Here is a 13,180-nt window from a genome sequence, read left to right as displayed (position 1 = left end):
TTGCCGGAATCTGCCGATGCCAGGGAGGCAGCAAAGACAGTGGAGAGTCTGAACGATCAGGTGACGGGCGGATTGCCCTTGGCGCTGACAACAAAAAACAGGAGTTAAAAAAATGAACTGGATCAATCTGTCGGGAAATACGATCTTTGAGAAAGGTGAACTTAGATATCGTCCAACTCCTGCTGCGAATTTGGAAATGGGTGCTCCCAGTCATGCATTCACGAAATCGGATATATATTTTGAAAATGGTGAAATCGAATTCGACGTAACATTGGAAGCTGCTTCCTCACATTGCCAATTGGTATTCAACTATGGACTCGAAGCTCAAGTACATGTAGGATTGAATTACAATGGTGCGCCATATGGAATAGGTATATTCAGAAACAATCAATTTCAGAATCTGTCTGTTGCAGGTCTCGGTACCCAACTGTCGGCCCATAAAACATACTCGATTAAAGTCACGGTCAAAGGCTCGAAAATCAATCTGTTCGTCGACAATGTGTCGGTTTGCGCCACAAATGCAATCGTGGAAAAGTCCCAGCTTACATTTTATTTTGGTGGTAATTCTCCTTTAACCGTATCCGAGATAAAAATCAGCAAAGATATCCCGAAGGCCTTTGTCGTGATGCAATTTACCGAGGAGTTCGATGAGCTATATAATGAAGTCATTAATCCGGTCTGCAAAGAATTCGGATTCGATGCAATCCGAGCCGATGATATCTTTACGCAAAACCCGATCATTCAGGACATTGTAAATTCCATTCAGGAATCCGCTATCGTGATTGCCGACATAACCCCGGACAACCCAAATGTATATTATGAGGTCGGTTATTCCCATGGAATCAATAAGCCGACGATATTGCTTTGCGATGACAATAGGGAAAGACTACCTTTTGACCTATCCGGAATTAGAACAATCTTTTATAAAAACAAGATTGCAGGAAAATCCAAAATTGAAGATTCACTGAAAAAACATCTGACATCAATTGGTTTCTAACAAAGGGTTTTGGCTCTTTATGGATTCCAGACTGTTCTATCCTCCCTCCCCGGCACGACCGTCGAGTGTGGTGAGCATCTGTCTGCGTGCAGGGACGCACCGGCAGGCGGCGAACCGGAGCGGTCCGGCGGAAACTTTGGAGTGCGGCGGCGACCTTATCCCGGTATTGGTAGAAACCCACGCTACCTGGTGTAACCGGGGGTGCCGGCATGTACGCTGCAAACCCGCCGCCGCTTTGGATTTGGCGACGCATCTATCCCCGGCCAGGCGTTGCAGCCAGGGGAAGGCGCCGTCGCCGCGGCGCACGTGGAACCCGCTGCCCAGGTTCTCGGCAAGCGCCGCTGGTATCCCCCGTCGCTGAGGTTGATTCGGTCGCGCCGCTTTGCCGGCGCACTCCAAAGCAGTCCGGAATCCATAAAGAGCCAGGGGTTTTTTTATCGGGTTACGACGTGTGCGAGTTTTGCGTCGAAAGTCCAAGCGATAGAATGCACGCCTAACCCAGTGAATCATCCACTAACTAACGGAAGCCGAAGCCGTGCAACGGCGGAGCCATTTGAAGCCGCGGGAACAGACCGTGGTCGTCCTAGGCGCGAGCCCGAAGCCGACCCGTTACTCCTATCAGGCGGTGAAGCTGCTGCATGACCGGGGCTACGACGTGATTCCGGTGCATCCGAAGGTGAGCCATCCGAAGGTGAGCCGTATCGATCGCATCCCGGTGGTCAACCACCTGCGTCGGATCCAAGGGCCGGTTCATACCCTCACCCTGTACCTGGGGCCTGCACGCAGCAAGGCGATGATTGCGGACATCCTCGATTTGGCACCGGGACGGGTGATCCTGAACCCGGGAACCGAATCGCACGCCCTCGAGCTTGCCCTCAAGGACGCCCGCATCCCTTTTGAACACGCCTGTACCCTGGTCCTGCTGCGGACGGGGCAGTTCTGAAGAAGGCACGGGAGAAAGACGGATGCGCGAGCTGATCAAATTGCGGACGGACAGGCGGGAGACCCTGGTCGATATTACGCCCCAGGTCCGTGATCTGGTGCGCCGCAGCGGCGTACGCAACGGGCTGGTGGCCGTCTATGCCCAAGGCTCGACCGCGGCCCTCATGATCCAGGAGAACTGGGACGATAGTGTGCAACGGGATGTGGTCGAGCTGCTGCGCAAGCTGATCCCACAGGGTGTGTGGCAGCACGACGTCCAGGATGGAAACGGAGATGCGCACCTCAAGTCCGGTCTGGTGGGGCCGTCGGAGACCATCCCTGTGATCGAAGGCCGGCTCGGCCTGTCTACCTGGCAGAATATCTTCTTCTGCGAGTTCGACGGTCCCCGCCGCAACCGGACCGTCGTTTGCACCATCCTGGCCGACGCGGAGGCCGAATCTTGAGTGCGCCCGGTCTGATTCGGAGACGACTCCATCTGGTTGTCGTCTTGCTGGTGTCGATTCCCACACTGGTACCGGCCGGGACGGAAGATGAGGCCATCGAGGGTCGCAAGCGCGATCTGGCCGACATCGAGCAACAGGTACGGGACCTGGAGCAGAACCTGGATGTGCGCCGTGGCCGTCGGCAGGAGCTCAGGGCAGAGCTTGAGCGGCGCGAACGCAAGATTGCTGACCTGGCCCGGACGGTACACCGGTTGATGACGATGATCGGTAACCAGGAACGGGTTCTGGAGGAGCTCCAAAGCCGATTGGTGGTTGAGCGCGAAATCTTAGGCCGCGAACGCACTGCCCTGGAGAATCTGTTGCGTTCCGCGTATGCCATGGGACCGGAGAACCATATCCGGATCCTGCTCAATCAGGAAGATTCCAATCGCCTGAGCCGAGTCATGGCTTATTATGGGTTCCTCAACCGCTTCCGCATCCAGCGCATCGAAGCCGTAACCCAACGTGCGCGCAGACTCGATGACCTGGTCCGGGAAGCAGCAAAGGAAAGGGGGCGGCTCGTCTTGTTGGTACAGAGCCGGGATGAGACCCGGGCCCGCCTGATGATGGCGCAGGACAAGCGCACCGCGCTCTTGACTTCCCTGGAGCAGACCATCGCCACCCGGGCGGAACGCATCGAAGAGTTGCGTGCCCAGGCCCGGGAGATGCACATACTGTTGGAACGGCTCGAGCAGCAGGCCCGAGCACTACCCGAAGCGGAGCTGCATCAGAAGCTGCAGCCGCTAAAGCAGCTGCGCGGACACTTGGCCTGGCCGCTTGCCGACGCCTCACTGCTGTCGCACTACGGCAGTCGCAAGGCGGGTGGTATCCAGCGCTGGGATGGCGTTGTCCTGAGGGCGGAGGAAGGCGCCAAGGTGCGGGCGGTCTACCATGGCCAAGTGGCCTATGCGGATTGGTTGCGGGGTTTCGGGCTGTTACTCATCATCGCACATGACGACGATTATATGACACTTTACGGCCATAACCAGGCCCTGCTCAAGGAACGGGGGGAGTGGGTTGCCGCCGGCGAAACGATCGCGCTGAGCGGTAGTAGCGGTGGCCGCCTGTCGCCCGGGCTCTATTTCGCCATCCGTTACCGGGGCCGTCCCCTGAACCCCGAGCAGTGGTGTCGGCCCGATGTCGGGTCGGGACGTGAGTCCGCCGCCGATACCTCGGCAGCGAAACGCGTCGAAACTTCTCTGCTCCCACCGAGTACCTAAGTTTCAGTCTATTTAACCAAACAGCTTTTCAGTGATATCCCGATGAAGAACCCATTCCGATCGATCATGACGTTTGCAATCGGCCTGCTCCTTGCCGCTGCCGGCGGCTCTATCGGGGTAATCCTTGCTGAGGAGGAACAGGCACACGACGAGTTGCCTCTGAAGGAGCTGCGCATCTTTGCCGAGGTCTTCGGGCGCATCAAGGGCGAGTATGTGGAACCGGTGGATGACAAGAAGCTGCTCAAGAGTGCCGTCCGCGGCATGCTCTCGGGGCTCGATCCCCATTCCACCTACCTGGACCAGGAGGAGTACCGCGAGCTACAGGTCGGCACCAGCGGCGAGTTCGGAGGCTTGGGGATAGAGGTCGGGATGGAGAATGGGTTCATCAAGGTGATCGCCCCGATCGACGATACCCCCGCCCAGCGCGCCGGAATCAAAACCGGGGATTTGATCATACGAATCGATGACAAGCCGGTAAAAGGTATGAGCCTGAACGATGCCGTCAACACCATGCGCGGCAAGCCCGGCACGCGAATCACCCTGACCATCCTGCGGGAGGGCGTGAACCGGCCTTTCAACCTGGATCTGGAGCGGGACATCATCCAGGTGGCGAGCATCAAGAGCCGAACCCTCGAGCCGGGATACGGCTATGTGCGTATTTCCCACTTCCAGTCACGTACCACCGAGGATCTGCTCTCGGCCCTGAACGAACTCGAGAAAGCAAACGACGGCAGGCTCAAGGGCCTGGTCCTGGATCTGCGAAACAATCCGGGCGGTGTCCTCAACAGCGCCGTCGGCGTGAGCGATGCCTTCCTCGTGGGAGGGATCATCGTCTATACGAAAGGTCGGGGTGAGGACTCGGAGCTCCAGTTCAAAGCCGGTCCGGACGACGTGCTCAAGGGTGCCCCCATCGTGGTGCTGATCAACGGCGGGTCCGCATCGGCCTCGGAGATCGTAGCCGGGGCACTCCAGGACCACAAACGCGCCATCATCATGGGCTACCCCACATTCGGTAAGGGTTCGGTACAGACCATCGTGCCCATAGACGATGCCACGGCGCTCAAGTTGACCACGGCGAGATACTATACCCCTTCCGGTCACTCCATCCAGGCCCATGGGATCAAGCCCGATATCGAGCTGGTCAGAGGCGAGCTCAGCGTTACGGAGAAGCCGAGCGTGGCACCATTGAAGGAAGTGGATTTGCACCATCACCTGGATGATAAGGAACCGGCCGGCAAAGATCCGGCCAGTAAAGATCCGGACGGCAAAGACAAGGCCACGGACGATGAGGCCGGAAAAGATGAGACCGTAACGGAGAAACAGCCCTTGGCCGCCGAGGACTATGCGCTCAACGAGGCACTGAATGTACTCAAGGGTCTGAATATCCTGGGCCGTCACGCCGAGGAGTGAGAAGGAGACGAATATGGCACGGGTATTGGTTCCCCTGGCCGAGGGGTGTGAGGAGCTGGAGGCGGTCACCGTCATCGATCTATTGCGGCGCGCCGAGATCGAGGTGGTCACGGCCGGTCTGACGGAGGGGCCGGTACGCGCCAGTCGCAGCACGGTGTTGGTACCCGACACCGTGCTGGAAGCGGTCATGGACCAGAGGTTCGATATGATCGTGCTGCCCGGCGGGCTCCCCGGGGCCCAACGGCTGGAGCAGGACGAGCGGATTCACGCGCTCCTCAAACGCTATCGAGCCGAAGACCGTTTCATCGCCGCTATCTGTGCCGCCCCCAAGGTGCTGGCAGGGGTGGGTCTGCTCGACGGGAAGTCCGCCACCAGCTATCCAGGGGCCGTCATCCAGGAGGATTTCCCGGAGGTGGACCTGCTCCAGGCGCCAGTGGTCGTGGACGGGAAGCTGATCACCTCCCGTGGGCCTGGGACCGCCATGGACTTCGCGCTTCAGCTCATCGAGTCGCTCGTCGGCAAGGCGAAGCGGGACGAGGTGGAGACCGCCTTGGTGCGGGAGGTTTGATCCGTGGTACATCTGCGCGCAGATAACGGAAGCATCACCCTACCAGAGATTTCGCCATGTTCCCGTCGAATGAGAATTCTTTTTTGCCGCAAATGAACGCGAATCAACGCAAATCGGTTGCAATCGACTTGCCATCATCGACGTTTCTTCATCCCGTTACGTTGATTTGCGGCTAACTTTTCCATGCAGATCCTGCTCGCTCAATGTTATCGGTAATTGGGAGCATCTGTACTAGCGCGTGCTGTTGGTTCGGAGTGTGACCAATGAGCCAGGCCGTCGTTGTCTTCGTTTCGTTGGTCGTGGCCTTTACGATCAGTACCTTGTTGACTTGGTGGTTTTCCCGTTCTCCCGCGCTTTTCTCCCGCATGGTCGATCTGCCGAACGAACGTTCACTCCATGCAGGCGTCCTACCGCGCACCGGGGGGATTGCGATCTGCACCGCACTTGCGGTTGCCTATGTCCTTGCACTCGCGGCCTTTCCCTTACCTTCCCCCTGGGCCTGGATCGGGGGCGCCCTGCTCCTGGTAGGGGGGATTTCCCTTCTCGATGACCACGGCGGGGTCCGGGCCCGCTATCGTCTCACCGCTCACTTAGGTGCCGGTATTCTCTTGTTGGTTGGGGGAATCGCCTGGTCCGGTATCGAGCTGCCGGGCATCTACCGGGAGCTGTCGAATACCCTGTCCTGGTTCCTGACCCTCGGCTACCTGGTGTGGATGGTCAATCTCTACAATTTCATGGATGGTATGGACGGTTTCGCGGGGGGAATGGCGGTGTTCGGCTTCGGGGCCCTAGGGGTGTTGGGTTGGCAGGGTGAGGATCCGGGATTTGCGCTGGCCAACGGCGTCGTGGTTGCGGCGGCGGCCGGATTCCTCCTGTTCAATTTCCCGCCGGCCCGGATTTTTCTCGGGGATCTCGGCTCGTCCGTCCTGGGTCTGCTGGCGGCAACCTTGTCTCTCATCGGGACCCGGCGCGGTTTGTTCCCATTATGGGTGGCCTGGCTGGCGTTCTCGCCCTTCATTGTGGACGCCAGTTGGACCCTGTTACGCCGCTTGGTACGCGGCGAGCGCGTCTGGCAGGCCCACCGTTCCCACCACTATCAACGCCTGGTGCTGACGGGCTGGAGCCACCGCAGGACCGTCCTCTGGTCCTATCTGCTCATGGGGGCCTGTGCAGTCACCGCCGTGGCGGCGCGGGACCTGGGTATGCGCGATCAGTGGTTCCTGCTCGGTGCTTGGGTGGTCATCTACCTCGCGCTCGGTATCAAGACCCGTTTGGCTGAACGGTCGGCGGGTACTGCTGCGCCATGAAGCCCTGGGTCGATCGCCTGCGCTCGCGCACTGCGGCATTCGTCCATGACCTGGCGATGGTTCCGGTGGCCTGGCTCGGCGCCTATTGGCTGCGCTTCAATCTCGGGGTGATTCCGGAACCGTTCCTGGACCGTGCCTTGACGGCCCTGCCCCTAGTACTGCTCATCCAGGCCTCTGTCTTTTGGGTATTCGGGCTCTATCGCGGCATCTGGCGCTTCGCCTCGCTACCGGACCTGATGCGCATTGCCAAGGGGGTCCTGGCAGGCACGGCCCTGATCTTCTTTGCTCTGTTCATCTTCGACCGTATGCAGGGGGTACCGCGCTCCCTTCCCTTGCTGTACCTGGGACTGCAGATGCTGTTGCTGGCCGGCCCGCGCCTGCTCTACCGGCGGCTGAAGGATCACCGACTGGCCCTGCATGACGCGCAACAGGTCCTGATCGTGGGGGCCGGCCGCGCCGGGGAGATGCTGGTCAGGGATATGCTGCGAGATCCGCATCCGGCCTATCTCCCCGTGGCCTTTGTGGACGACAAGCCGCGCCGACGCGGCAGCGAACTGCACGGTATCCCGATCCGCGGAACAACGGCCGAGATTCCGGAGCTAGTCGTGAGGCTGTCCGTGGATTTGATCCTGTTGGCGATTCCCAGCGCATCGACCAGGCAAATGCAGCACCTTGTAAAGCTGTGCCAACGGGCCGGGAAGCCTTACCGTACCGTTCCACCGCTGCGGGACCTGATGGCGGGGCAGGTGTCCATCAGCCAGGTGCACCCGGTTTCCATTGAGGACCTGCTCGGCCGCAACCCGGTGCGACTCGATCAGGACAGTATCCACTGTTCCCTGGAAAACCGGGTGGTCTTGGTGACCGGGGGCGGTGGATCGATCGGCGCCGAGCTGTGCCGCCAGATTGCGACCGCGCGGCCGACACGGCTCCTGGTGGCGGACAACGGTGAATACAACCTGTACCGTATCGAGTCGGAGCTGCGGGACACCTATCCCCTGGTGGAGCTGGCGTGCGCTCTGCTCGATGTCACTGACGCGGCGGCTGTGCGTGAGCTGTTTGAGCGGGAACGACCGCGGGTCGTTTTTCATGCCGCGGCCTATAAGCACGTGCCCCTGTTGGAACAGCAGATACACTCGGCAGTCCGCAACAATGTTTTAGGTACACGAGTCGTTGCCCAGGCCGCAGACGACTTCGGGTGCGAGGAATTCGTCCTGATCTCCACCGATAAGGCGGTGCATCCGATCAACATCATGGGGGCGACCAAACGGGCGGCCGAAATCCTCTGTCAGGCGATCTTCGAAGCTTCGAAGACCCGCTTCGAGACGGTGCGTTTCGGCAACGTGCTGGGCTCGGCGGGCAGCGTGGTGCCCTTGTTCCGACGCCAGATCGAGCGCGGTGGACCGGTGACTGTCACCCATCCGGAGATCAAGCGTTTCTTCATGACCATCCCCGAGGCCTGCCAGCTAATCATGCAGGCAGCAGCCATCGGGCGGGGCGGCGAGATCTTCGTGCTCGATATGGGTGAACCCATCGCGATTGCCGACCTGGCAGATCAGATGATCCGTCTTTCCGGCCAGCTCCCCGGTGAGGACATCGCCATCGAGTATGTGGGCTTGCGGCCCGGCGAGAAGCTCTACGAAGAGCTCTTCTACGAATCGGAAGACTTGGCGGAGACTGCACATCCCAAGATTCGCGTTGCCCGGCGCGGGCTGGTGCCGGAGTCGGAGGAACTGGCGCGCGGACTCGAAGCACTGGAAACCGGCGTCCGGGCCGGTGACGAAGCGGCCCTATACGCCGCGCTCGGTACCCTGATACCTCAATGGCGCGAGGCGCCTGGGGGTCCACTTCACTGCATTGAAACCACGGATGGACACGGATAAACACAGATCACAATCCGTGTTTATCCGTGTCCATCCGTGGTTCTTCGGTGCGGTTCGTTCTGGTACAAATCCACTTAACAAATAGCATTAGTATTTCTACTACGCTGCACTAACGCATTTATTCGTCCGCAAATAAACGCAAATAAGAATTGTTACAATTTGCGTTTATTTGCGGACGAATAAATGAGATGGCGGTTCATCCCCGAAGACTATGAATTTGCACGATCAGTCGCAACCAGCTACCGCTGACGGAGTAGAAGACCAGGTTCCCGCGGGCACATCGTCGGCCTTGGCGTCGGAGGAACCCATCGAATCCCGTGTCGTCGCTTTCCTCCAGGAACAGGGCAAGCTCGGAAACCCGGATCTGGCACGCGCCCGGCGCCTGGGGGAAGAGAGCGGCGACCCGATCCCGCGGATGCTGGTTCGTCTCGGTCTGGTCTCGGAACGGGACATGGCGCTGGCGTTCTCGCACGTTTTGGACCTCCCCTTGGTGGAAGCTGCCGACTTCCCCCAATCATCGGTTGCGCCGGAGCTGTTCAGCCCCCGCTTTCTCAAGGACGCCGGCGTGCTGCCGTTGCGCGACGACGAGGCGGGGCTCACTGTTGCCGTGGCGGATCCCACCGATGCCTTCGTGCCGGATGCCTTGACCATGGCCGCGGCTAAAGGGGTAGCCTGCACCGTCGGTCTGCCGTCGGAGATCGAGCTGGCCGTGACGCGCCTCTACGAGCAGGCGGAGGGCGAGACCGGAGCGGACGAGTCCACACCGGGGTTTGGCGAGGTCTCCGAGGACGACATCGAGCACCTCAAAGACCTGGCCAGCGAGGCACCGGTGGTCCGGCTGGTCAATCAGATCATCCAGCGCGCGGTGGAGTCCCGCGCTTCGGACATCCATATCGAGCCCTTCGCGGACCAGCTCAAGGTCCGCTACCGGATCGACGGCATCCTCAAGGAGACGGACTCTCCGCCAACCCATTCCACTGCCGCGGTCATCTCCCGCATCAAGATCATGTCCAAGCTCAACATCGCCGAGCGTCGCCTGCCCCAGGATGGGCGTATCCCCCTGCGGGTACAAGGCAAGGAGCTCGATCTGCGGGTGTCCACGGTGCCCACCCTGTTCGGTGAGAGCCTGGTCATGCGTCTGCTCGACAAGGAAAGCGTGCGCTTCGATTTCGACGCCCTGGGATTCGACGGCCCGCCCCGGGAGCGGCTCGGCACCATCCTGGACATGCCCTATGGTATCTTTCTGGTCACCGGGCCCACGGGCAGCGGCAAGAGCACCACCCTATATACGGCATTGAGCCGCCTCAACACCCAGGAGCGCAAAATCATCACCGTGGAAGACCCGGTGGAGTATCAGCTGGCGGGCATCAATCAGATCCAGGTCAAGCCGCAGATCGGCATGACCTTCGCGGGGGCCCTGCGCTCCATCGTCCGCCAGGACCCGGACATCATCATGGTCGGCGAGATGCGTGACACCGAGACTGCGCGGATCGCCGTGCAGTCGGCCCTCACCGGTCACATCGTGCTCTCCACCTTGCATACCAACGACGCCCCGAGCGGCGTCACCCGCCTGCTGGACATGGGGGTGGAGGACTATCTGCTGACCTCCACCATCAACGGTATCCTGGCGCAGCGCCTGGTCCGTCGGTTGTGCCCGGCCTGCCGTGAGCCCTACCGGCCCCTGCCGGCGCTGGCTGCCAAGTTCGCGCGCCTGCGGGACCCGGACCAGGAGGACTTCTTGCTATACCGTGCGGTGGGCTGCGGGCAGTGCAACGACACCGGCTACCTGGGACGCCTGGTAATCACCGAGGTCCTGATCATGACCGACCGCATTCGCCAGTCGGTGCTCTCCCATGCCACCGCCACCGACATCCGACGTCAGGCGCTTGCGGAAGGGATGTCGACCATGTATGAAGACGGTCTGCGCAAGGCCCTGGCCGGACGCACGACGCTCGAAGAGGTCATGCGGGTCGCCGGCGAGGAGACCTGATCCGATGGCACGGTTCACCTACCAGGCGGTGCGTCAGGACGGCGAGGCCACGGAGGGCGAGCTGGAGGCACCCGATGCGGGGGCCGTGATTCGGCAGCTCCAGGGGCAGGGCCTGATTCCGCTCAAGATCCGACCTGCCGGCGGACTGAGTGACCGGTTGCGCCAGGGTCGGGTGCGCCCCCTCACGGCGAAAGAGATCGCCGTGCTTACCCGGGAGCTCTCGACCCTGTTGGAGTCCGGTCTGACCCTGGACCGCTCCCTCCAGATCCTGATCGATCTCGCACCGGAAGAACGGATCGTCCGGGTCATGACAAGCTTACAGAGGCGGGTGCGCGGCGGTTCCACCTTCGCCGCGGCCCTGGAAGAACAAGGCGGACAGTTCCCGCGCCTGTACGTGAACATGGTACGTGCCGGCGAGGCCAGCGGTACCTTGGAGGTGGTGCTCGGTCGCCTGGCCGACTACCTGGAGCGCACTGCCGAACTGAGAGAGACCATCACCTCGGCCCTGATCTACCCCCTGATCCTGTTGGTGGTAGCCGGTCTCTCGGTGATCATGCTGCTGGTATTCGTGGTTCCCCAGTTCTCGGTCCTGTTCGCAGACATGGGGGCGGCCCTGCCCGTGCCGACCCGCATCGTCATTGCCGTCGGCGACCTGTTCCGGGATTACTGGTGGGCCCTGCTCGCAGTGGTCGCGCTGATTGCCCTGGCCGTGGAACGCCGGCTCCAAGACCCGGCGGTGCGGACCCGGCTCGACCGGCGGCTGCTGGCTCTACCCCTGTTCGGGGACCTGATCTGGAAACTGGAGACCGCACGCTTCTGTCACACCCTCTCGACGCTGCTGAAAAACGGGTTGCCACTGCTCAGTGCCCTGAATCTATCCAAGGAGGTGGTGTCCAACCGCAAGCTCTCGGGGCTGCTGGATGAGGTGGGCGAAGACCTCAAACACGGCCGCGGCTTGGCCGAGCCGGTAGCACGGCGCGAGATCCTACCCCAGCTGGCGCTGCAAATGATCCGGGTCGGCGAGGAGTCCGGCCACCTGGACGCCATGCTCGCCAAAGTCGGAGAGATCTACGACAAAGAGGTCCAAGCCAGCGTCAAGCGCCTGCTCACCCTGTTGGAGCCCGTGCTGATCGTCGGGCTTGGCATCCTGGTGGCTGGGATCATCATCTCCATCATCGTCCCTATCCTCGGTGCCAACGAGTTGGTGATATAGGACGAAGGATGACGGAGGGAACACTCGATCCGGGGTTCCGAACGGTTCACGGGATGACACAGAGGCAGTTCTCTACAGGGGGAATCACAAGAGTTTGGGATTGTAGGGAACGCCCTCCGCGACGTTCCGAGCTGCACCGATTGGAACCGGTAGAGTAGGGGCCAGGATAATCCTGGCCCCTTCATCAAACGATGTCCCGTTTCCATCCAGAACCTGGTGACACTCCGGTTGAACGGAAGGATACCATTCCGATTCCACTCGCCTAGGCGAGCTGTCAATACAGGCAAGCCAGGTAACGATGCCGGATTTCTTCTTAGAAAAGGCGCTGGTTGGGGGACCGGACCTGTTGCGTTGCGACGCACCAAGGCTCGCTGATCGTCTGCCAGGTCAGTGCCGGCGTCTTAACACAACCTACACCCATATTCCCCGCCGTGCTGCCTGCCCGCGCGGACCTTGCTTTAGGTGTAGGTTGCGTTAGCCGCGCGAGAAAACGTTTGGCGGAGCACGGCGCCGACCGCGGCGTAACGCAACACGACGCCCTCTCGGGCAGCACCAAAATAATGCCGGACAGCACTGTTTGGGGGACCGACTTGGCCGGAAGCGAGTCGGGTAGGTTGGGCAACGGCGCGCTGCCGACCCGGCGATCGAGTCTGTGGCCTCTATCGCGCCGTGCCCAACAGCTATGGATTGATGGGCACGCTTCGCTTCCCAGCTCGCGCCGACGACAGGATGTCCAAACAACTCATCACGGGTTTCAATGCCCAGGATCAGAAAACGGCCGGTCCGACGGCCTGAGCGACGACCGGCGTCGATGATGCCTCGCAGTGCCTCGAACAACGCAGGCATGCGGTGTATTTCGTCGAGCACGACCAGCTTGTCCACCTGCTGGTCGAGAAAGAGCACCGGATCGGACAGCTTCTCACGGCCCGCCATCGCCTCCAGGTCGAGATAAATCGCAGGTCGGCTCTGAGCGATTTCCAGCGCCAAGGTGGTCTTGCCGACTTGACGCGGGCCGATGACCGCCACCGCCGCCTGGCGGGCGAGTGCGTCTTCTATAAGGCGCTGAGCATGGTGCGGTATCATCGTTGCAGATTAAGGTAGTGGTAAACTTATAAGTGAAAAAGTAGCGCGATTCATCTTTTTGATCCCCTCTCCCCAACCCCTCTCCCGG

11 protein-coding genes are annotated in these 13,180 nt (G+C 60.6%); 10 read left to right on the top strand and 1 reads right to left on the bottom strand.

The window, feature by feature from the left end; translation table 11 throughout:
• The first annotated feature begins 112 nt into the window (after positions 1-112).
• From BQ17_RS08225 to BQ17_RS08180, 10 genes are all read left to right on the top strand, one after another.
• Complete coding sequence (locus BQ17_RS08225) at positions 113-997, top strand: TIR domain-containing protein (protein WP_089726032.1); 885 nt, start codon at positions 113-115, stop codon at positions 995-997.
• A 535-nt stretch (positions 998-1,532) separates the two neighbouring features.
• A complete protein-coding gene (locus BQ17_RS08220; RefSeq protein ID WP_256091521.1) occupies positions 1,533-1,940 on the top strand; it encodes a CoA-binding protein in 408 nt (135 codons plus the stop codon).
• A gap of 22 nt (positions 1,941-1,962) precedes the next feature.
• Positions 1,963-2,382, top strand: a complete 420-nt coding sequence (locus BQ17_RS08215) for a secondary thiamine-phosphate synthase enzyme YjbQ (RefSeq protein WP_089726029.1) — start codon at positions 1,963-1,965, stop codon at positions 2,380-2,382.
• A complete protein-coding gene (locus BQ17_RS08210) occupies positions 2,379-3,641 on the top strand; it encodes a murein hydrolase activator EnvC family protein (protein ID WP_089726028.1) in 1,263 nt (420 codons plus the stop codon). The genes BQ17_RS08215 and BQ17_RS08210 overlap by 4 nt, the downstream gene beginning before the upstream one ends.
• 42 nt (positions 3,642-3,683) lie before the next feature.
• Entirely contained in the window at positions 3,684-5,051 is a 1,368-nt protein-coding gene (locus BQ17_RS08205) for a S41 family peptidase (protein WP_089726026.1), read from the top strand.
• 13 nt (positions 5,052-5,064) lie between these two features.
• Entirely contained in the window at positions 5,065-5,619 is a 555-nt protein-coding gene (locus BQ17_RS08200) for a DJ-1 family glyoxalase III (RefSeq protein WP_089726024.1), read from the top strand.
• Between the two features lie 263 nt (positions 5,620-5,882).
• Positions 5,883-6,926, top strand: coding sequence for an MraY family glycosyltransferase (locus BQ17_RS08195; protein WP_089726022.1), 1,044 nt, complete (start codon positions 5,883-5,885; stop codon positions 6,924-6,926).
• Positions 6,923-8,806, top strand: a complete 1,884-nt coding sequence (locus BQ17_RS08190) for a polysaccharide biosynthesis protein (RefSeq protein ID WP_089726020.1) — start codon at positions 6,923-6,925, stop codon at positions 8,804-8,806. Before BQ17_RS08195 ends, BQ17_RS08190 begins: the two co-directional genes overlap by 4 nt.
• Before the next feature lie 211 nt (positions 8,807-9,017).
• Positions 9,018-10,796: a type II secretion system ATPase GspE gene (gene gspE, locus BQ17_RS08185; RefSeq protein WP_089726018.1), complete on the top strand. Its 1,779-nt coding sequence runs from the start codon at positions 9,018-9,020 to the stop codon at positions 10,794-10,796.
• A 4-nt stretch (positions 10,797-10,800) separates the two neighbouring features.
• Complete coding sequence (locus tag BQ17_RS08180; RefSeq protein ID WP_089726016.1) at positions 10,801-12,009, top strand: type II secretion system F family protein; 1,209 nt, start codon at positions 10,801-10,803, stop codon at positions 12,007-12,009.
• Positions 12,010-12,483: 474 nt separating this feature from the next.
• On the opposite strand, the gene BQ17_RS23270 is transcribed toward BQ17_RS08180, so the two are convergent.
• The gene (locus BQ17_RS23270) at positions 12,484-13,092 is read right to left on the bottom strand and encodes an AAA family ATPase (protein WP_256091520.1); all 609 of its coding nucleotides are present in this window, start codon (positions 13,090-13,092) and stop codon (positions 12,484-12,486) included.
• Positions 13,093-13,180: the final 88 nt, after the last annotated feature.

The sequence above is a fragment of the Candidatus Thiosymbion oneisti genome (genome assembly GCF_900092655.1).
GTDB lineage: Bacteria > Pseudomonadota > Gammaproteobacteria > Chromatiales > Chromatiaceae > Thiosymbion > Thiosymbion oneisti.
Note: the sequence above shows the minus strand (reverse complement) of the source record. Positions and strands in the feature narration are given on the sequence as shown.